Raw genomic sequence first — 20,467 nt, 5'->3', positions numbered from 1 at the left:
GGAGAGAAACTGTATCTCTCGCCGATCCTCGACCTGCACAGCAGCGATCTGGTCAGCTATACGATCTCGGATCGGCCTGTTCTGAGCATGGTGACCACCATGCTGGATCAGACATTTGAAAAGATACCGGATGGGACAGACCTGATCCTCCATTCTGACCAGGGCTGGCAATACCAGCACAAACAGTACCAGCGGATGCTCCGGAAGAAAGGCATTCGGCAGAGCATGAGCCGGAAAGGAAACTGTCTGGACAATGCTGTCATGGAAAACTTCTTCGGTCTGCTCAAAAGCGAATTGCTCTATCTGCAAGAATTTGATTCCATGGAACACTTCAAGCAAGAACTGATTGCTTATCTGGACTATTACAATAACCACCGTATCAAGGCGAAGCTAAAGGGCTTGCCGCCTGCTCTTCACAGACAACAAGCCCTTTCGGTTGCTTGAACAATTTTTGCTTCGAAATATTGTCTAACTTTTCGGGGTCACTTCAGATGGCAGGGGGAATTTTTAGCTTTATTCCTCGATATCCAGCCGCTCCGCCGCCACGCACACGCCCCTGGCGGTGTCAATGGAAAAGCAGACGCTGTTGAGCTTGCAGGGGCCGTCGGCCTGCTCATACCGCTGGGGCAGGCCGCCCAGAAAGCGGTTGATGGCCTGCTGGGGCCGGATGCCCAGCACGCTGCGGGCCGGTCCCACCATGCCCAGGTCGGTGACGAAGCCCGTCCCCTTGGGCAGGATCTGCGCGTCGGCGGTGGGTACATGGGTGTGGGTGCCCCATACCGCCTGTACCCGGCCGTCCAGATACCAGCCCATAGCTCCCTTCTCGCTGGTGGCCTCGGCATGGAAGTCCACCAGGATCACGTCAGCCCCGCCGTTTTTCACCCAGTGATCCGCTGCGGTAAAGGGGTTGTCGAAATTGCAGTCCATCTCACACCGGCCGATGAGGTTGAGCACCCCGATCCGCAGCCCCCGGGGCCCCTCGTACACCCCCCAGCCCCGGCCGGGCACCCGGCTGGTGTAGTTGGCGGGGCGGAGGATATAGGGGTTCTCGTCCAGATAATCGGCGATCTGCAGCCGGTTCCAGGTATGGTTGCCCAGGGTGATCACGTCGGCTCCCGCATCAAAAATAGCCTGGGCCTGCCGGGGCAGAATGCCCACGCCGGAGGCGTTCTCCCCGTTGACCACGGTGAAGTGGATGTCCTTGTGCCTTTTGATGCTCCGCAGCCGGCGCTCCAGGCAGTCCAGCCCGCTCTCGCCCACCACATCGCCTACGGCCAGTACGTTCAGGATCATATCGGTTCCTCCAAATGTGAGATAACCAGCTCTTCATAGCCGGTCTCGGGGTCATAGCCCGCCCCAAAGGCCACGCCGGTCAGCTCCAGCAGGACGATCTCGGCGGTGGTATTGACGATGCATCCCTCCTTCAGGTGGCCGCCCACAGTGGACAGGTCCTCCCGGGAAAGGGAGATATGCAGATGGGTCCGCTCTTCGGACAGAGTGCCCATGAGGGAGACGATCTCCAGGTGTTCCTCCAGCGTGCGGATATTGACCCCGGAAGCGTCCCGCAGCCTGGCCCGGCTGACGCAGCCCACGGCGGACAGCACCACCGCCGCCCGGATATGATGGGCGCGGACGTAGTCCTCCATCGCCCCCCGCAGGTCATCGCCCCTGTGAAGGCGGAAGCAGTGTGTTCTCATTCCATCCCCTCCTGGTATGCCCGGATATGCTCTCTTTATTATAATGCCTGAATTCGATTAAAAGGGCTGAGAATGGCCCTTTTAATCGAATTGTGCGGCTGCTGCCACACGAATAAACCGCAAAGTGGTTTATTCAGCAGACATTATTATAATGCGTACGGAACAAAGCCGCAAGAGCGGCATGCCGGGATTACGGAGGGTCATTCCCGTTTCGAACTATTTTTTCTTGCATCCCGAAGAAAGGCGCAGTATAGTTTTTATAAAATCTGCCCTGCGCAAAACAAAAAAAGAAGAGAGATGGATACACATGACGAAACACCCCGGACGGTTTTCCCTTCTGGCGCTGGTCCTTTTCCTGTTTGTAAGCGCCGTGCCCGCCCACGCCGCCTCCTATCCCGATCTTCCCGCCTCCCACTGGGCTTATGAGGATATGGACCGGGCCGCCGGCCTTGGCATCCTCAGCGGCGTAGGCGGCGGCCGCATGGCGCCTGCCGATCCGCTGACCTGGGGCCAGTATCTGGCCATGCTCACCCGCACTTTCGCTCCGGAGGACTATACCGGAGCCGTGGCTCAGGGACTGGCCTGGGACCGGGCCGGCTATCAGGCCGCCTGTGACAGCGGCCTGCTGACGGAGGACGACTTCCTCCCGGTGGACGGGGATGATCTGTCCGGGCGCATCTGCCGCCAGGATGTGGCCGTGCTGCTGGACCGGGCGCTCCCGGAGGAGGTGGATCAGTACTACCTCTACTCCTGGTCCCCCTCGGCCGAGGAGGAGCTGCCCGACTGGGGCAGTCTGGATCCCCTGTACCGTTCCGCCGTGTCCCGCCTGTTCGGCCTTGGGATCATCAAAGGCAAGAGCGACGGCTCCTTTGGCGGCGGCGATCCGCTCCAGCGGTGCGACGGAACCGTTTTTCTCATCCGTGCTCTGAATCAGGTGGACGGGGTCCGTTTTTATGAGGACAAGAGCGTCACCCTCCACTTTGTGGATCAGAACGGGGCTGCCCTGGGCTCAGACGTGACTGTGGAGAGCTATGTGGGCCAGTGGCTCTCCTCCCTGGCCGACGAGTACGCCCCCGCCCACTATACCTCCAGCGGCAGCTGCGGAACGGTCAGTTCCGCGGCGGAGCGCTATACCGTGCCCCTGCGTGCCATGACCCAGACTGAGATCCAGGAGGCCGATTTCTGGGACAAGGTGGAGCGGGGCGAGGCCTCCTACGAGGATTACTACCGGCAGGACTTCCTCCTGAAGTACCAGGGCGAGAACCCCCGCAAGTATCTGCTCCTCTTTGGCAATGAGAATCAGCGCCGCTTTACCAGCCGCAGCGAGGCCGAGGCCCACATGACCACGGTGACCGTGCCCGTGTGGAAGCTCTCGGGCGGGAGCAAGGTCTCTTCCACCATGAGTCTCTCCGTCCATGCCGCCCTGGCCGAGGACGTGAAGGCCATCTTCACCGAGATCTACAACGATCCGGAGCGTTTCCCCATCCACGACGTGGGCGGCTATTCCTGGCGGGGCGATTCCGCCACCGGTGAGCACAACTGCGGCACCGCCATCGACATCAACTCCAACGAGAACTATCAGGTCCGGGACGGCGCAGCCATGGCCGGCAGCCTGTGGAATCCGGGCTCCAATCCCTACTCTATCCCTGCCGGCGGTTCGGTGGTGCGCATCTTTGCCGAGCACGGCTGGAGTTGGGGCGGCAACGCCTGGGCCTATGATACCGACCCCAACCAGGGTTACCACGATTACATGCACTTTTCCTACATGGGCGGCTGATCCGTTTCGCGGAGGACGGCAGAAAATATCTGCCGTCCTCCGTTTTTTCTTCTTGACATCATCGCTTTAATGTGCTAACATCCTGTCATAAACCAATGAGGCAGGGTAAGTATCTCCCGTGCGTACGGCACAGAGAGCCGCCTGGGGTGGAACGGCGGCACGGACAGCGGGGGCGAATGGCCTGCCGAGGGCAAACCGAATGCCTGCAGGCAGTAGGGGCGCCGGAGCGTGCGGCTCCGTTAACAAAGCGCGGCATGTGTCGGCATGCGCAAAGTGGGCGCGTATTCGCGCCAAGCCGGGTGGCACCGCAGAAGTGTAACGCTTCTGTCCCAGCAGAACGCAGGGACAGAAGCGTTTTTTTGTCCCTAATCCATCTCATCAGGAAAAGGAGACTGTAATCATGAGCGACAAGAACAACATTCCCTACAAGATCTACCTGGAAGAGAACGAGATGCCCAAGGCCTGGTACAACGTGCGCGCGGACATGAAGAACAAGCCAGCCCCCCTGCTCAATCCCGGCACCCTCCAGCCCATGACGGCCCAGGAGCTCTCCGGCGTGTTCTGCGAGGAGCTGGTCCGCCAGGAGCTGGACGATGACACCGCCTATATCCCCATCCCCGAAGAGATCCGGGATTTCTACCGGATGTACCGTCCCTCTCCCCTGGTCCGGGCCTACTGCCTGGAAAAAGCCCTGGGCACTCCTGCCAAGATCTACTATAAATTCGAGGGCAACAACACCTCCGGCTCCCACAAGCTCAACTCCGCCATCGCCCAGGCGTACTATGCCAAGCAGCAGGGCCTCAAGGGCGTAACCACCGAGACCGGCGCCGGACAGTGGGGCACCGCCCTTTCCATGGCCTGTGCCTACCTGGGTCTGGACTGCAAGGTATACATGGTCAAGGTGTCCTATGAGCAGAAGCCTTTCCGCCGGGAGGTCATGCGCACCTACGGCGCTTCGGTCACTCCCTCCCCCTCCGCCGAGACTGAGATCGGCAAAAAGATCCTGGCCGAGCACCCCGGCACCACCGGCAGCCTGGGCTGTGCCATCTCCGAGGCTGTGGAAGCCGCCACCTCCACCCCCGGTTACCGCTATGTGCTGGGCAGCGTACTCAACCAGGTACTGCTCCACCAGTCGGTCATCGGCCTGGAGGCCAAGGCCGCGCTGGACAAGTACGGCGTCAAGCCCGATATTATCATTGGCTGCGCCGGCGGCGGCTCCAACCTGGGCGGCCTGATCTCCCCCTTCATGGGCGAAAAGCTCCGGGGCGAGGCCGACTACCGCTTCATCGCCGTGGAGCCCGCTTCCTGCTCCTCTCTCACCCGGGGCAAGTTCGTCTATGACTTCTGCGACACCGGCATGGTGTGCCCGCTGGCCAAAATGTACACCCTGGGCTCCGGCTTCATCCCCAGCCCCAACCACGCCGGCGGCCTGCGGTATCACGGCATGAGCGCCATCCTGTCCCAGCTCTATCACGACGGGCTGATGGAGGCCGTCAGCGTGGAGCAGACGGCGGTCTTCCGGGCCGCCGAGCAGTTTGCCCGGGTGGAGGGCATCCTGCCTGCCCCCGAGTCCAGCCACGCCATCCGGGTGGCCATTGACGAGGCTCTCAAGTGCAAGGAGACCGGTGAGGAAAAGACCATCCTCTTCGGCCTCACCGGCACCGGCTATTTTGACATGGTGGCCTACGAGAAGTTCCACAACGGTGAGATGACCGACCATATCCCCACCGACGAAGAGCTGCAGGCAGGCTTCGACGGCATTCCCAAGTTCCCCGGCAACGAGATCTGATCCATTTCGCACCAAAAGCCCCCGGACGCTGTATCCGGGGGCTTTTTCTGCCTCCGCGCCCCTGCGGGGCTGTGGTCCACATAGTCAGGCGCCAGACTGTTGAGAACAAAATCGTAATTCTGCTTGTCATAGCCCTCAATAAAAAAACTGCACCAGTTCCTTCCTGGTCATACGTCCTCCCCCCTGCCGGTAAAAGGCAACACAGGTCTTCAGCACCCGGATCACCGCTGGCCGTTAATTCCCAACTTGCGCATTTCGTTTCGGGATTACGCATAGTTTTAATATCCACACTTTAGTACAATTGATGAATTTAATAAAAGTAGTTGACATCCTCCCCTTTTATATGTATAAAATATAAGTGCAATTAGACTGGAAACGTTTCCAGTAACGTTTCCAGTCATATGGATGGTATCATACTTCAGGCGGGAGGAGGGCGGATCGATGACCATCAAGGATGTCGCCGAATACAGCGGCGTTTCCGTCAGCACTGTCTCCCGTGTGCTCAACCACCATCCCGACGTCAGTGACGCCGTCCGCGCCCGGGTCATGGAGGCGGTGGAGAAGCTCCACTATGTGCCCAACAACAGCGCCCGGGATCTGGTACGCCCCCAGTCTGACGCCATCGGCCTGGTGGTCCGCGGTGTGGGCAACCCCTTTTTTACCGGAGTCATCCGGGCCATCGAGAACGCCATCGGCCAGGCGGGCTACACCATGGTCCTCCATCAGATCCGCTCCGGGGAGGATGAGATACAGGCCGGCGCCAGTCTGGCCCGCTCCAAACGGCTGCGGGGACTTATCCTGCTGGGCGGCTGCTTCGACTACACGCCGGAGCAGACGGCGGCGCTGGATATTCCCTTTGTCTGCTGCTCTTTCACCAACAGCTTCGGCAGCCTGGACCGGTCGGCCTATTCCTCGGTGTCCATCGACGATCAGGAGGAGGCCCGCCGGGCGGTGGAGCTGCTTATCCGCAACGGCCACCGGAAGATCGCCGTACTTCTGGACTCGGTCTGCGACCACTCCATCAGCGAGCTGCGCTACCGGGGCTACTGCCAGGCCCTTACGGAGAACGGCATTCCCCTGGATGCGGAACTGGTGGCCGAGACCGGCGACTTTGACATGGCGGCGTCCTACGTGAGCATCCGCCGCCTGCTGGAGCGGCGGCAGGATTTCACCGCCGTATTCGCCATCGCCGACTCCATGGCGGTGGCCGCCATGAAAGCCCTGCACGACGGCGGGCGCCGCGTCCCGGAGGACTGTTCCATCATCGCCATTGACGGCATTGACATGTCCGCCTATACCGTCCCCACCCTGACCACCCTGATCCAACCCCAGGCCGAGATGGGCGGAGAGGCCGTGCGTATCCTGCTGGACATGGTGGAGGAACGGGTGGGCAACCGCCATGTGCGGGTGAAGACCACCCTGCGCACCGGCGACAGTGTCGCCGCCCTCAACTGATTTTTGCATCTTCGGATGTAAAAATAGATATTATCCTCAATCAACCATCAGAGGAAAAGGAGTATCAAAATGAAAAAGGTAATCGCACTCGCGCTTTCCCTGTCTCTTTGCGCCGGTCTTCTGGCCGGCTGCGGCGGCACCACCAGCCAGCCCTCCTCCGCTCCTGGTGAGAGCAGCGCTCCCGCCGCCTCCGCCCCCGCCAAGCCCGCCGCCTCCGGCTCCGTGTACTACCTGAACTTCAAGCCCGAGCAGGACGAGGCCTGGCAGAACCTGGCCAAGGCCTACACCGAAGAGACCGGCGTGCCCGTCACCGTGGTCACCGCCGCCTCCAACACCTATGAGCAGACCCTGATGAGCGAGATCGCCAAGAGCAATCCTCCCACCCTGTTCCAGGTCAACGGCCCTGTGGGTCTGGCCAACTGGAAAGATTACTGTTATGACCTGACCGGCTCCGATGTGCTGGGCCAGCTGACCAGCGACGCCTTCGCCCTGAAGGACGGCGACGCCACCCTGGGCATTGCCTACGTCATCGAGTCCTACGGCATCATCGCCAACAAGACCCTGCTGGACAAGGCCGGCTACAAGGTGGAGGACATCGACTCCTTCGCCGACCTGAAGGCCTGTGCCGAGGACATCACCGCCCGCAAGGATGAGCTGGGCTTCGCCGCCTTCTCCTCCGCCGGCATGGACGGCTCCTCCAACTGGCGCTTCCAGACCCACCTGGCCAACATGCCCATCTACTTCGAGTACCAGGATAAGGGCATCGGCGTGACCGACGCCATCGAGGGCACCTATCTGGACAACTACAAGGCCATTTTTGACCTGTACATCAACAATTCCACCTGCGAGCCCGCCGTCCTGGCCAGCAAGACCGGCGACGACTCCCGCAACGAGTTCCTGGCCGGCGAGGCCGCGTTCTTCCAGAACGGTTCCTGGGAGTACGGCAACCTGGTGGGCGAGGGCAAGTTCACCGATGACGATCTGGCCATGATCCCCATCTATGTGGGCGTGGGCGACGAGGCCAACCAGGGCCTGTGCACCGGCACTGAGAACTACTGGTGCGTCAACGGCACCGCCAAGGAAGAGGACATCCAGGCCACTCTGGACTTCATGAACTGGTGCGTCACCTCCGAGCAGGGCACCAAGGCCATGGCTGAGGACATGGGCTTCGTCATCCCCTTCAAGGCCGCTCAGGAGTCCCCCAACCTGTTTGTCAAGCAGGACGCCGCCTACACCGCCGCGGGCAAGACTCCCGTTGGCTGGGCCTTCCTCACCATTCCCTCCCAGACCTGGAAGGATGAGCTGGCTTCCGCTCTGACCGCCTACACCGCCGGCGGCTCCTGGGACGATGTGGTCTCCCAGTTCGTGGACGGCTGGGCCAGCGAGTACGCCGCCCTCAACGGCTAATACACAGCGCACCGCACAGTTTATCAGAACGGGGTGGGCCTTCCGCCCGCCCCGTTCCTTTTTTTGCTCTGCCCGCAGGGGAATCCCCCCGGTATGACCCGCGGCTCATTCCATCTCTAGGAGGGATATTGTGGAAAAAACCATCCGGCGATATTGGCCGGTGTTCGTCGTCCCCACGCTGGCGGCATTTATCATCGGCTTTGTGTGGCCCTTCCTGCAGGGCCTCTATCTGTCCTTCTGCAAGTTCATCACCATCGACCGGGCCAGCTTCAACGGCCTGAAAAACTACATCTTTGCCCTGACGGAGTCCGACTTCCTCCATGCCTTCTGGTTCACCGCCCTGTTCACGGTGGTATCCACCCTGTGCATCAATCTGGCCGCCCTGGCCATCGCCCTGGCGCTGACCCGGGAGATCAAGGGCACCAACCTGTTCCGCTCGGTGTACTTCATGCCCAACCTGATCGGCGGCATCGTGCTGGGCTATATCTGGAACATCCTGCTCAACTGCGTGCTGACCCTGCTGGGCAAGCCCCTGCTCTCCCTTCACGCGCCCTATGGCTTCATCGGCCTGGTGATCCTGATGTGCTGGCAGCAGATCGGCTATATGATGATCATCTACATCGCCGGCCTCCAGTCCATCCCCGGTGACTATCTGGAGGCGGCCCGTATCGACGGCGCCAGTGAGCGGCAGATCCTGTGGAAGGTAAAGCTGCCCAACCTGATGCCCTCCATCACCATCTGCCTCTTCCTCAGCCTGACCAACGGCTTCAAGCTTTTTGACCAGAACCTGGCCCTCACCGGCGGCGATCCCGCCCACAAGACCGAGATGCTGGCCCTGAACATCTATCAGACCTTCTACGGCCGCTCCGGTCCCCAGTGGAAGGGCTACGGCCAGGCCAAGGCGGTCATCTTCTGCGTGCTGGTCATCGTGATCTCCCTGTTCCAGCTTCGCGCGACCCGCTCCAAGGAGGTGCAGCAGTAATGGGAAAACGTAACCGGATCAAGGACCGGATCCTGTCGGTCGTCCTGGGTATACTGTGCCTTGCCTGGGTGTACCCCATCTTCATGATTTTGTTCAACTCCCTGAAGAAGGAGACCTCCATCAGCACAGGCACCGCCTTCCAGCTCCCCACCGGCGAGACCTTCGCGGGCCTTGCCAACTACGTCAATGCCCTGACCTCCAAGGGCTTCCTCACCGCCTTCTGGTATAGCCTAGTCATCACCATCAGCTCGGTGGTGCTCATCCTGGTGTGCTGCTCCATGTGCGCCTGGTTCATCACCCGGGTGAAGAGCTGGTACAGCAAGGCCCTCTACTACCTCTTTGTATTCTCCATGGTCGTCCCCTTCCAGATGCTGATGTTCACCCTGTCCGCCACGGCGGACCGGCTGCACCTGAGCAGCCCCTACACCATCTGCATCATCTACCTGGGCTTCGGCGCGGGCCTGGCTGTGTTCATGTTCTGCGGCTTTATGAAGTCCATCCCCATCGAGATCGAGGAGGCCGCCATGATCGACGGCTGCAACCCCATCCAGACCTTCTTCATGGTGGTCCTCCCCATTCTGAAGCCCACCCTCATCTCGGTGGGCATTCTGGAGACCATGTGGCTGTGGAACGACTATCTGCTGCCCTACCTGGTGCTGGACCGCACCAAGGGCTATATGACCATCCCCATCCTGATCCAGTATTTCCGCGGCAGCTTTGGCAAGGTGGAGATGGGCCCCATGATGGCCTCCATCATGATGAACATCATCCCCATCATCATCATCTACCTGCTGTGCCAGAAGCATATCATCAAGGGTGTGGCCGCAGGCGCCGTCAAGGGTTAAGAGGGATCCGGCATGAAAAGAAGCTGCGGTATCCTGATGCCGGTCTCCTCCCTGCCCTCGCCCCACGGTATCGGCACCCTGGGCCGGGCCGCCCGGGACTTTGTGGACTTTCTGGCCGATGCGGGGCAGTCCTGGTGGCAGATGCTGCCGGTTGGTCCCACCAGCTTCGGCGACTCTCCCTATCAGAGCTTTTCCGCCTACGCCGGCAACCCCTACTTCGTGGACCTGGACCTGCTCTGTGACGAGGGACTGCTAACTCCCGATGAAGTGGCCGCCGTCCACTGGGGCGGCGATCCGGCCCGGGTGGACTACGAGGCCATCTACCGCGGCCGCCTCCCCCTGCTGCGCAAGGCGGCAGAGCGGGGCTGGCAGCGGGATTCCGGCGCGGTGGCCGTTTTTGTGGAGAAAAACCGGACCTGGCTGCCCGACTACGCCCTCTTCATGGCCCTGAAGCACCGCTTCGGCATGAAGGCCTGGACGGAGTGGCCCGATGAGGACATCCGGCTCCGCCGCCCCGGCGCGGTGGAGCGTTACCGGAATGAACTGGCGGAGGACGTCCGCCTGTTCACCTATATCCAGTACCAGTTCTTCCGCCAATGGGAGGCCCTGCGCGCCTACGCCCACGACAGGGGTGTGGGCATCATCGGCGACCTGCCCATCTATGTGGCCATGGACTCGGCCGACGTATGGGCCGACCCCGGCAGCTTCCAGCTGGACGAGCGGAACATCCCCCACGAGGTGGCGGGCGTGCCCCCCGACTATTTCAGCGCCGACGGCCAGCTCTGGGGCAATCCCCTCTATGACTGGGACGCCATGAAGCGGGACGGTTACCAGTGGTGGATCCGCCGGATCGAGGGCGCCGCCCGGCTGTACGATATCCTACGCATCGACCATTTCCGGGGGCTGGAGAGCTACTGGGCCGTGCCCTACGGCGAGACCACCGCCAAAAACGGCCGGTGGGTCAAGGGCCCCGGCATGGACCTGCTGCGGGTGCTCACCGGCCGCTTCCCCAGCATACAGTTCATCGCCGAGGACCTGGGCTTTCTCACGCCGGAGGTCCGGCAGCTGCTGGAGGACTCCGGCTTCCCCGGCATGAAGGTGCTGGAGTTCGCCTTTGACTCCCGGGAGCCCAGCAATTACCTGCCCCACACCTACACGCCCCACTGCGTCTGCTACGCGGGGACCCACGACAACGCCCCCCTGATGGTCTGGAAGGACGAGGCCGACCCGGCAGACATCACCATGGCCCGCCGGTATCTGGGGCTCAACGAATCGGAGGGCTTCCACTGGGGCGTCCTGCGGGGCGGCCTGAGCAGCGTGGCCGAGCTCTTCGTGGCCCAGATGCAGGACTATCTGGGCCTGGGAGCCGGCTCCCGGATGAACACCCCCGGCACCCTGGGCGGCAACTGGCAGTGGCGGCTGCTGCCCGGCCAGATCACAGCGGAACTGACTGAGAAGATCAGGGAGGCGGCCCGCCTTTACGGACGGGCCTGATCCCGTTTCCTTTCCCCCCCCTTCGCCCACCGGCCTTTGGCCGGTGGGCTTTTTTCAGCGGTGCTGAGAATACAAACCATCCGCGGCAGGCCGTCTTCTGCCTGCCGCGGATGGTTTTGCTTTTTCAGATGCTTTTATCCTGCGTCATCCGTTCAGGATGTTCATAAACTCCTCACCGGTGATGGTCTCTTTCTCATACAGGAACTTGGAGAGCTCATCGAGTTTTTCCCGGTTCTCTGTCAGGATCCGGACGGCCTTGTCGTGCTGCCGCCTCACCAGGTCCACTACCTCCCGGTCGATCCGGGCCTGGGTCTCGGCGGAGCAGGCCAGGGAGGTGTCCCCGCCCAGGTACTGGTTGTTCACCGTTTCCAGGGCCACCATGTCGAAGTCGTCGCTCATACCGTACCGGGTGATCATGGCCCGGGCCAGCTTGGTGGCCTGCTCGATGTCGTTGGAGGCGCCGGTGGTGACGGAGCCGAACACCACTTCCTCCGCCGCCCGGCCGCCGGTATAGGTGGCGATCTTGTTCTCGATCTCCTCCCTGCTCATGAGGTAGTGGTTGCCCTCCTCCACCTGCATGGTGTAGCCCAGGGCGCCGGAGGTCCGGGGCACGATGGTGATCTTCTGTACGGGGGCGGAGTTGGTCTGTTTGGCGGCCACCAGGGCGTGTCCGATTTCGTGGCAGGCCACGATGCGCTTTTCATGGTCGGTCAGGATGGCGTTCTTTTTCTGATACCCGGCGATGACCACCTCGATGCTCTCCTCCAGATCCGCCTGGGTGGCAAACCGGCGGCCGTCCCGGACCGCCCGGAGGGCGGCCTCGTTGACGATGTTGGCCAGCTCCGCGCCCGAGGCGCCGGAGGCCATGCGGGCGATGCGGTTGAAATCCGCGTCCTCTGCCACCTTGATCTTCTTCGCGTGGACTTTGAGGATCTCCTCCCGGCCCTTCAGGTCCGGCAGCTCCACCGGCACCCGGCGGTCAAACCGGCCGGGACGGGTCAGTGCCGGATCCAGGGACTCGGGCCGGTTGGTGGCGGCCAGGATGATGACGCCGGTGTTGCCCTCAAAGCCGTCCATCTCGGTGAGCAGCTGGTTCAGGGTCTGCTCCCGCTCGTCGTTGCCGCCCAGTTGGCCGTCACGCTTTTTTCCGATGGCGTCGATCTCGTCGATGAACACGATGCAGGGGGCCTTTTCTTTCGCCTGTTTAAAGAGGTCCCGCACCTTAGATGCGCCCATGCCCACGAACATCTCCACGAACTCCGAGCCGGACATGGAGAAGAAGGGCACGTTGGCCTCGCCGGCCACAGCTTTGGCCAGCAGGGTCTTGCCGGTGCCCGGAGGGCCTACCAGCAGGACGCCCTTGGGCATGGAGGCGCCGATCTCCTGGTACTTGCCGGGGTCATGGAGGTAGTTCACGATCTCCGTCAGATTCTCCTTGGCCTCATCCTCGCCGGCCACATCGGAAAACTTGATGCCCTCGGAGGACTTTACGTAGACCTTGGCGTTGGACTTGCCCATGTTGAACATCATGGAGTTGCCGCCGCCCATTTTCTGCATCATCTTCCGGGACATGAACTGGCCGATGCCGATAAAGACGATCAGTGGCAGGATCCACCCCAGCAGAGACACCAGCAGGGAGCTTTGCTCGATCTCCACACCGCTGGTGGAGACCCCGGCCTCCAGCAGCCGGGACAGCAGGTCCGCGTCCGGCACCATGGCGGTCTTGTAGATGGTCTTTCCGTCCCTGTCCGTGAACAGAATACGGTTGTCCTGCTCCTGAATCTCTGCCTGGCCCACCTGGCCGCCCTCTACCATGGAGACAAAGGTGTTGTAGTCAACTTCTTTGATCTGATGCTCGGCCAGCCAGGGCAGAGCCAGAAAATTGAACAGCATCAGGACGAGCATGACGATCAGATAATAATAGATCAGCGGCTTTTTCGGGCTTTTTACTTCATTCATACCGGTTCCTCCTTTGTCTCTTCGCAGCCACTCTGCTCCTCCGCCGCAGCCAGAGCAGAGAGCAGCGCGTAGCGCATGGCCTGAGCCGCGAAATCAATGGCATACTCCGCGCGGAGCGTCATGGCCTCCGACTGGTTTTCCCCTGCGCCGCTGCCTCCGCCGCGCAGCCAGGCAGACAGGTTTTGAGCGAGCAGGTCCTCCGTTCTCCGGCAGTATTCCAGTTGAAAATCCGCCATCGCCGCCATGGCAGGGGAGCGGCTGCCCGCCGCCTGTTCCCGCAGCAGGTCCTCATACGCCCGGCACTGGTCCGCCAGCTGCTCCCGTCCCCGGCGGAGCGCTTCGTGGTCCCTGGATTGACAGCCCTGCAGGCAGGCCTGCATCCGTGCATACTGCCGCTCCAATTCACCCAGCTTGGCCTCAAACATTCCCCATCTGCGTTCCATGGACAGCTCTCCTCCGGATCTTGAAATGCAACTGCAGTTTAGCAGAGGCCCGCCGGAAAAGCCACTTGCAATTTTCCCGCTCTGTCCTGACAAAATCCGCCCGGTGTCAGGATACCTGACAGACACGGATCTCTGTCAGGACAGACGCCTCAACTTGCATATACCAATCTGCCCCGTTTTCCGCTAAGATACGGTCAAAACACATATCTCCATGTGATCTGTCTGTCCGGCAGCACGGAAAGGAAGGGCTATGAAACCATATCACACATACCCCGAGGAGGAACGCAAATTTGTCCCACAGGCCGGATATGCCCACAAACCGCTGCCAGGCATTGAGGGATGGCCGGCATATGTCCTCTCCGTCCTGCTGACGGGGCTTGGCGTCCTCTGCCTGCTGCTCCCCAGCCATGTCCACCGCTGCCTTCCCTACGTGCTGGGAACGCTGATGGCCGCCTCCGGCCTCTCCTGTCTGGTCCGTGGGCTCCGCACCGGCGAATACCGCATCGCCGAGACCAGGCTGACCTCCAGCGGCATCGTGGTCCTGGCTGTAGGGAGCACCATTTTGCTCCGGGGCCCCGGGGCCGACGGCCTGATCGGAACCGCCTGGGGCATCTTCGGCCTGGTGAAGGGTTCCGAACTGCTCAACCGTGCCATCTGTGCCATGGCCAACCGGGAATGCTGGCTGAGAGAGATGCTCCACGCCGCCATCGGCCTGCTGCTGGCGGTGGTGCTGCTCATCGACCCGGTATCCCGGGTACGGGAGCATGTGGTGCTTCTGGGCCTGGAGCTCATCTCCATCGGCGTGCAGCTTCTTTTGGACCTGCACCCGTGGAAGCGGGAAAAAAAGACCTCCGGAGCGTGAGAGGCTCACGCTCCGGAGGTCTTTTCTCTATAGCTCCACCCGGGGGATCATCTCCCCGGACAGCAGGCGGTAGATCTGGTCCGTCAGCAGTTCCACGTCTGTCCGGGGCCTCTGGCAGTGTTCCAGCAGCAATCCGGCAATGCCGAAGGCACAGAAATCAATGAGGGTCTCCAGGTCGGAAACGCGGACCGGCTGCGCCGGCTCCCTGCTTCGGAAGAGTTCCCGCAGATAGGTGCGGAAGGCCTGGAACATGGTCCCACGCACCTGCTCCAGGCGCTGGGAGGCCAGAAGACGCTGGATCAAATCCCGCTTCTCCACCGCGTCGGCCACAAAGATGCGGATGGCCTCCCGCGGGTCTCCCGCCGCCAGGCTCCGCTCCAGCATGGTCTGAGTGTTCCGCTCCACCAGCCACTCCACCACATCTATGATATCCTGAAAATGATAGTAAAAGGTCTGACGGGAGATGCCGCACGCCTCCACCAGGTCCTTCACCGTGATCTTATCCACGTTTTTCTGTCCGGCAAGGGTGAGAAAGGTCTCCGCGATCATGGCTTTCATGTTGACTGGCACAGCGCTACGCCCCTTCGACGAAATCGTCCTGTTCATTGCCGCTATTTTATCACACCCGGGGCTGCTGTGTCCAGTTTGCCCTCCCCGTAGGGACGGCGGGAGAAGGTTCCTTTTTTCAGATCAGCGTCTTTTCGTTCCCGGTGAAGAGCTTGTCGTTAATCTTTTTGAGGGGGATATGGTGGAGGATGCCGTGGCTGATGATGGCGTCCCGCTTGCTCCTGACATAGCGCTTGGCGCAGCCCGCCTGCCTGAGGAGCTGCTGCGTCTCATCCAGACTGGCCTCCAGCCCGGGCCACCTGCTTCCACTTCACCGCCGTCCTGCCGGAGAGCGTGGAAAGCTCCAAGGCCATCTTCCGGTAAGGTGTGCCGGGATGCTCCGATACGGAAAAGGGGGACCGCCCATCAGGGCGGTCCCCCTTTTGTTCTTTTGAGATGCTCGTTCTGTGATATTCAGTCCGTTCGCTCATCGCCCCAGAAAAACAGAGCTATGGTACCGGGGCCGGTATGGCTTCCTATTGTGGTGCCGATGGGGAAGATCCGGACCGGGCCCTGCAGATTTGGAAACCGTTCCTCCACCAGTGCGGCAACAGCTCTGGCGTCTTCCATACACAGGGATTGGCATAGAAAGCATTTCCCGCTGTATGCACTCCCGTGTTCGGCATGGAACGCCATTTGATCCACGATCCGCTTGATCACGTTCCGCTTTCCCCGCACCTTCTCTCTGGGGGTCAGACAGCCCTTCTTGTCCATGTTGAGCAGCGGGCAGATGTTCAGCATGGTCCCGACCATACCTGCAGTCCTGGAGATCCTTCCGCCCCGCACATAGTAAGACAGGTCCGTGGAAAAGAACCAGTGATGCATCCGCAGTTTGTTGGCTTCCAGCCACCGGCAGAGCTCGTCGATGGTCTTCCCGGCGTCCCGCAGGTCGGCCAGCGTCTCCATGATCAGGCCGTAGCCGCTGGATGCGCCGAGAGAATCCACAATGCAGATCTTCCGCTCCGGATACCGCTCCTCCAGCTCCGCCTTTGCAATGCAGGCAGAGTTGTAACTGCCCGACAGGCCGGTGGAGAGGGTGACGTGGAGAATGTCCCTGCCCTCCTTCAGCATCGCTTCAAAGTGCGCAAGGTAACCCGCCACCCCCACCTGAGAAGTTTTCGTTTCAGCTCCGGCGGACATCCGGCGGAACAGTTCCTCAGAGGACATGGAGACGCCCATGTCGTCCGGATATTCCACACCGTCCAGCGTAAAGTGGAAACACACGTATCGGATATCCCGCTCCCGCATATGCTCCGGGGTCAGATCCACCGTGGAACAGCAGCTCAGACAATAGTTGGCCATATCAGAGTTCCTCCATTGACATCAAAAAACAATATGATAAAATATGCAACAATCGTATCACATTGCAGCAGGCACATCAATCGCTGCTAGTAAGACAGAATTTTCATTTATGTATCAGATCTTATGAAGGGAGCGGCCATGGACAAGCGGAAAGAGGCGAATCTGCGGGTAAAAACCCATATCACCAATGCTTTATTTACCCTGATGGAGGAAAAGAGTCTGGCAGATATCCATATCTCAGAGATCGTCAGCAGGGCCGGAGTGGCCCGGGCCTCCTTCTACCGCAATTATTCTTCAAAGGAAGATGTTTTTGTCACCCTGATTCGGGACATTTTGGACAGCTTTTATCAGGAGATCCACTTTGAACAGGATACCTTTTTTTCATATGAGAATATGCTTCTGAGTTTCCGGTATTTCCAAAAGTACCGGAAATATGTTTTGGATCTGTACCGCTCCGGATTCATCACTGTTCTGCTGGAGGAACTCAACCGGTTCCATGAGAATGTGGCGGGCAATATGCCGTCATCCTCCATCGAAAAATATCATTTGTACATGTATATCGGTGCACTGCTCAACACAGCGCTCATCTGGCTCTCCACCGATGACAGAACAAGTGCGGAGGAGATGGCGTCCTTCTTTTTTGAGACTGCCGCTAAAGCGGCACATGGATTAGTATAAGCTGACTAGAGTTGGATGTTTTTATCAAACACTCTTGACAAGGATGGTTAGTGGTGTTAAACTGATGCCGATCCGTGGGTTAGAGACTCCTAACCCAAATTTTTTGACGGGAAGTTAGATATGTCTAACTTCCAGGAGAGGGAGGCGATGGAATGATGCCGCTGACGATGGCGAAAACAGGGGAAACGGTCACCATTCATAAGATCACAGGGAAGGACGAGGTGCGCCAGCACCTGGCAGAATTGGGCTTTGTGGTGGACAGTGATGTGACAGTGGTAAGCGAGATGGCAGGAAATCTGATCGTGCAGGTAAAAGACAGCCGGATCGCATTGGATAAGACCATGGCAAACCGTATCATGATTTAAACAGGGCCCTGATTCGTATTCTGAATCAGGGATTCTTTGCTGCGCATTTGTGCGCGCTTATCGATGCCGCTGCATGAATGAAACGTGAAAACTGATCAGGAGGAGAGCAAATATGAAAACACTGAAGGATGTCAAGGTGGGCGAAACTGTTACTGTGGTGAAGCTCCACGGCGAGGGCCCGGTGAAGCGCCGCATCATGGACATGGGCATCACGAAAGGCGTGGAGATTTTCGTCCGTAAGGTGGCCCCTCTGGGCGATCCCATGGAGCTGAATGTCCGGGGCTATGAGCTGAGCGTGCGCAAGGCGGATGCAGAAATGATCGAGGTGGAAGCGTCCGAGCCGTCGTGAGCAGCGCGGATGGACCGAAGCGACTGCACAGCCGTTGGCGGCTTTGCCGCCTTACGGATGTGGCGTACCCCTTGCGGGTGTGGCGGGCGGCGGGGCCGCAGGCCCCAGAGACCAGCCCGAGACGGAGGGAAGCCGTGCGTTGCGAACAGGCGAGGCGTGACAGCACTAAACCAGCGCGGCGGAAGGCCGCTGTTATTTTCATTATAAGTTAGCTGTAACTAACGTTTTGAAAGGAGACTGCTATGGAGATCAAAATTGCGCTGGCGGGCAATCCGAACTGCGGTAAAACGACCCTGTTCAATGCCCTCACCGGCTCCAACCAGTACGTGGGCAACTGGCCCGGCGTTACTGTGGAAAAGAAGGAGGGCAGGCTCAAGGGCCACAAGGACGTGGTCATCCAGGACCTGCCCGGCATCTACTCCCTGTCCCCCTACACCCTGGAGGAAGTGGTGGCCCGGAGCTATCTGGTGAACGAAAAGCCCGACGCCATCCTGAACATCGTGGACGGCACCAACATCGAGCGGAACCTGTACCTGACTACCCAGCTCATCGAGCTGGGCCTGCCTGTGGTGGTGGCGGTAAACATGATCGACCTGGTACGCAAGAACGGCGACACCATCGACCTTAGCAAGCTGGGAGCCGCCCTGGGCTGCGAGGTCGTGGAGATGAGCGCTTTGAAGGGTGAGGGCGGCCCGGAAGCCGCTGAAAAAGCGGTGGCCCTGGCCCGGAGCTCCAGGGCCGGCGAGCTGCCCCATGTGTTCACCGGAAGCGTGGAGCACGCCATTGCCCACATCGAGGAGTCCATCCAGGGCAAGGTGGACGAAAATTACCTCCGCTGGTACGCCATCAAGCTCTTTGAACGGGATGAAAAGGTCCTGGCTGATCTGAAGCTGGATAAGGCGTTGAAGGATCACCTGGAAGAACATATTGCCGACTGCGAAAAGGAACTGGACGACGACGCCGAGAGCATCATCACCAACCAGCGCTACGCCTACATCAACGGTGTGGTGAGCAGGGCGGTAAAGAAAAAGGCTCCCAAGGGCAGTCTCTCCGTCTCCGACAAGATCGATCAGATCATCACCAACCGTATCCTGGCCCTGCCCATCTTCGCGGTCATTATGTTCTGCATCTACTCGATCGCCATGGGTACCTCCATCGCCGACGGCGGCGCGGGCATCGGCACCTTCGGCACCGACTGGGCCAACGACGTGCTGTTCGGCGAGATCGTCCCCGGCTTCTTTGACAGCATCCTGACCTCTCTGGGCGTCAGCGGTTGGCTGTACGGCCTCATCATGGACGGCATCGTGGCCGGCGTGGGCGCGGTGCTGGGCTTTGTGCCCCAGATGCTGGTGCTGTTCTTTCTGCTTGCCATTCTGGAGGACGTGGGCTACATGGCCCGTGTGGCCTTCATCATGGACCGGATTTTCCGCCGCTTCGGCCTTAGCGGCAAGAGCTTCATTCCCATGCTGGTGGCCACCGGCTGCGGCGTGCCCGGCATCATGGCCTCCCGTACCATCGAGCAGGACCGTGACCGGAAGATGACCATCATGACCACCGGCTTTATCCCCTGCGGCGCAAAAATGCCCATCATCGGCCTGTTTGCCGGCGCTGTGTTCGGCGAGTCCCCCTGGGTGGCCACCTCCGCCTTCTTCATCGGCATCGCTGCCGTCATCCTCTCCGGCATCATGCTGAAGAAGTTCAAGGCCTTCGCCGGTGAACCCGCCCCCTTCGTCATGGAGCTGCCCACCTACCACCTGCCCTCCATGGGCAATGTGCTGCGGGCCACCTGGGAGCGGGGCTGGAGCTTCATCAAGCGTGCCGGCACCATCATCCTGCTCTCCTCCATCATCCTCTGGTTCCTCCAGGGCTACGGCTTTGTGGACGGGGTGTGGCAGGCCGTGGAAGACAACAACGACTCCCTGCTGGCCATGATCGGCAGCGCCATCGCCTGGATCTTCTACCCCCTGGGCTGGATGGGTGACATGGCCTGGAAGGCCACCGTTGCAACCATTACCGGCCTCATTGCCAAGGAGGAAGTAGTCAATACCTTCGGTGTGCTGTACCAGTACGCCGGTGAGGCTGATCTGCTGGAGGACAGCCATGACATCTGGGTGGCCATCGGCGCGGATTTCGGCGCCATCACTGCTTACAGCTTTATGATCTTCAACCTGTTGTGCGCCCCCTGCTTTGCCGCCATGGGCGCCATCAAGCGGGAGATGAACAACGTGAAGTGGACCCTGGGTGCCATTGGCTACATGTGCGGCTTTGCCTATGTGGTGTCCATGATCGTCTACCAGCTGGGCGGCCTCATCACCGGCGAAGCGGTATTCAGCCTGTGGACCGTGGTGGCCGCCGCCGCCTTGGCTGGTATCCTGTACCTGCTGCTGCGCAAGGGCTATCAGGGGGAGCATGAGAGCCATAATCTGACCTCTGTGGCCGCGGCGGCCGCGAAGTAAA

General features: G+C 60.3%; 19 protein-coding genes. 13 read left to right on the top strand and 6 right to left on the bottom strand.

All coding sequences use genetic code 11. From position 1 onward, the window contains the following. Positions 1–444: IS3 family transposase (locus ACTNBZ_RS08235; protein ID WP_441209188.1), on the top strand; the 444-nt coding region annotated here is incomplete at its 5' end. 69 nt (positions 445–513) lie between these two features. Here the strand turns inward: ACTNBZ_RS08235 and ACTNBZ_RS08230 are convergent. Then, positions 514–1,293, bottom strand: coding sequence for a TIGR00282 family metallophosphoesterase (locus ACTNBZ_RS08230; protein WP_441209187.1), 780 nt, complete (start codon positions 1,291–1,293; stop codon positions 514–516). Beyond that, complete coding sequence (locus ACTNBZ_RS08225; RefSeq protein ID WP_441209186.1) at positions 1,290–1,697, bottom strand: PPC domain-containing DNA-binding protein; 408 nt, start codon at positions 1,695–1,697, stop codon at positions 1,290–1,292. Before ACTNBZ_RS08225 ends, ACTNBZ_RS08230 begins: the two co-directional genes overlap by 4 nt. A 307-nt stretch (positions 1,698–2,004) precedes the next feature. Between ACTNBZ_RS08225 and ACTNBZ_RS08220 the strand changes: the two genes are divergently transcribed. The 7 genes from ACTNBZ_RS08220 (at position 2,005) to malQ (ending at position 11,446) form a co-directional block, all read left to right on the top strand. Then, positions 2,005–3,474: an S-layer homology domain-containing protein gene (locus ACTNBZ_RS08220; protein WP_441209185.1), complete on the top strand. Its 1,470-nt coding sequence runs from the start codon at positions 2,005–2,007 to the stop codon at positions 3,472–3,474. A 400-nt stretch (positions 3,475–3,874) separates the two neighbouring features. Further along, positions 3,875–5,263 carry a TrpB-like pyridoxal phosphate-dependent enzyme gene (locus tag ACTNBZ_RS08215; RefSeq protein WP_441209184.1) on the top strand — a complete coding sequence of 463 codons (1,389 nt, stop codon included), beginning with the start codon at positions 3,875–3,877 and terminating at the stop codon, positions 5,261–5,263. Between the two features lie 441 nt (positions 5,264–5,704). Then, positions 5,705–6,718 (top strand): LacI family DNA-binding transcriptional regulator, encoded by a 1,014-nt coding sequence (locus tag ACTNBZ_RS08210; protein WP_441209183.1) that lies wholly within the window; start codon positions 5,705–5,707, stop codon positions 6,716–6,718. 69 nt (positions 6,719–6,787) lie between these two features. After that, positions 6,788–8,125, top strand: coding sequence for an ABC transporter substrate-binding protein (locus ACTNBZ_RS08205; protein ID WP_441209182.1), 1,338 nt, complete (start codon positions 6,788–6,790; stop codon positions 8,123–8,125). 130 nt (positions 8,126–8,255) lie between these two features. Then, positions 8,256–9,107, top strand: a complete 852-nt coding sequence (locus ACTNBZ_RS08200) for a carbohydrate ABC transporter permease (protein ID WP_441209181.1) — start codon at positions 8,256–8,258, stop codon at positions 9,105–9,107. Beyond that, entirely contained in the window at positions 9,107–9,952 is an 846-nt protein-coding gene (locus tag ACTNBZ_RS08195) for a carbohydrate ABC transporter permease (protein ID WP_441209180.1), read from the top strand. Before ACTNBZ_RS08200 ends, ACTNBZ_RS08195 begins: the two co-directional genes overlap by 1 nt. Positions 9,953–9,964: 12 nt before the next feature. Continuing rightward, on the top strand, positions 9,965–11,446 hold the full coding sequence (malQ, locus tag ACTNBZ_RS08190; RefSeq protein ID WP_441209179.1) for a 4-alpha-glucanotransferase: 1,482 nt from the start codon (positions 9,965–9,967) through the stop codon (positions 11,444–11,446). 144 nt (positions 11,447–11,590) lie between these two features. On the opposite strand, the gene ftsH is transcribed toward malQ, so the two are convergent. Both ftsH and ACTNBZ_RS08180 read right to left on the bottom strand, forming a co-directional pair. Beyond that, positions 11,591–13,405: an ATP-dependent zinc metalloprotease FtsH gene (gene ftsH / locus ACTNBZ_RS08185; RefSeq protein ID WP_441209178.1), complete on the bottom strand. Its 1,815-nt coding sequence runs from the start codon at positions 13,403–13,405 to the stop codon at positions 11,591–11,593. Next, positions 13,402–13,848 carry a hypothetical protein gene (locus tag ACTNBZ_RS08180; RefSeq protein ID WP_441209177.1) on the bottom strand — a complete coding sequence of 149 codons (447 nt, stop codon included), beginning with the start codon at positions 13,846–13,848 and terminating at the stop codon, positions 13,402–13,404. The genes ftsH and ACTNBZ_RS08180 overlap by 4 nt, the downstream gene beginning before the upstream one ends. 250 nt (positions 13,849–14,098) lie before the next feature. Between ACTNBZ_RS08180 and ACTNBZ_RS08175 the strand changes: the two genes are divergently transcribed. Further along, on the top strand, positions 14,099–14,710 hold the full coding sequence (locus ACTNBZ_RS08175; protein WP_441209176.1) for a DUF308 domain-containing protein: 612 nt from the start codon (positions 14,099–14,101) through the stop codon (positions 14,708–14,710). Between the two features lie 27 nt (positions 14,711–14,737). On the opposite strand, the gene ACTNBZ_RS08170 is transcribed toward ACTNBZ_RS08175, so the two are convergent. After that, positions 14,738–15,280 carry a TetR/AcrR family transcriptional regulator gene (locus ACTNBZ_RS08170; RefSeq protein WP_441209175.1) on the bottom strand — a complete coding sequence of 181 codons (543 nt, stop codon included), beginning with the start codon at positions 15,278–15,280 and terminating at the stop codon, positions 14,738–14,740. 450 nt (positions 15,281–15,730) lie between these two features. Continuing rightward, positions 15,731–16,618 (bottom strand): DegV family protein, encoded by an 888-nt coding sequence (locus ACTNBZ_RS08165; RefSeq protein ID WP_441209174.1) that lies wholly within the window; start codon positions 16,616–16,618, stop codon positions 15,731–15,733. A gap of 138 nt (positions 16,619–16,756) precedes the next feature. Between ACTNBZ_RS08165 and ACTNBZ_RS08160 the strand changes: the two genes are divergently transcribed. The 4 genes from ACTNBZ_RS08160 (at position 16,757) to feoB (ending at position 20,466) form a co-directional block, all read left to right on the top strand. Next, positions 16,757–17,296, top strand: coding sequence for a TetR/AcrR family transcriptional regulator (locus ACTNBZ_RS08160; protein WP_441209173.1), 540 nt, complete (start codon positions 16,757–16,759; stop codon positions 17,294–17,296). A gap of 152 nt (positions 17,297–17,448) precedes the next feature. Continuing rightward, entirely contained in the window at positions 17,449–17,661 is a 213-nt protein-coding gene (locus tag ACTNBZ_RS08155; protein ID WP_441209172.1) for a FeoA family protein, read from the top strand. Positions 17,662–17,773: 112 nt separating this feature from the next. Further along, complete coding sequence (locus tag ACTNBZ_RS08150) at positions 17,774–18,010, top strand: FeoA family protein (RefSeq protein WP_441209171.1); 237 nt, start codon at positions 17,774–17,776, stop codon at positions 18,008–18,010. Positions 18,011–18,252: 242 nt separating this feature from the next. Beyond that, positions 18,253–20,466 carry a ferrous iron transport protein B gene (gene feoB / locus ACTNBZ_RS08145; RefSeq protein WP_441209170.1) on the top strand — a complete coding sequence of 738 codons (2,214 nt, stop codon included), beginning with the start codon at positions 18,253–18,255 and terminating at the stop codon, positions 20,464–20,466. Position 20,467 lies beyond the last annotated feature (1 nt).

Origin of the sequence: Pseudoflavonifractor sp. HCP28S3_F10 (assembly GCF_052065415.1) — a bacterium.
Classification (GTDB): Bacteria; Bacillota; Clostridia; order Oscillospirales; family Oscillospiraceae; genus Pseudoflavonifractor_A.
The sequence above is the reverse complement of the archived record's forward strand: the minus strand, read 5'-3'. Positions and strand labels throughout refer to the sequence as shown.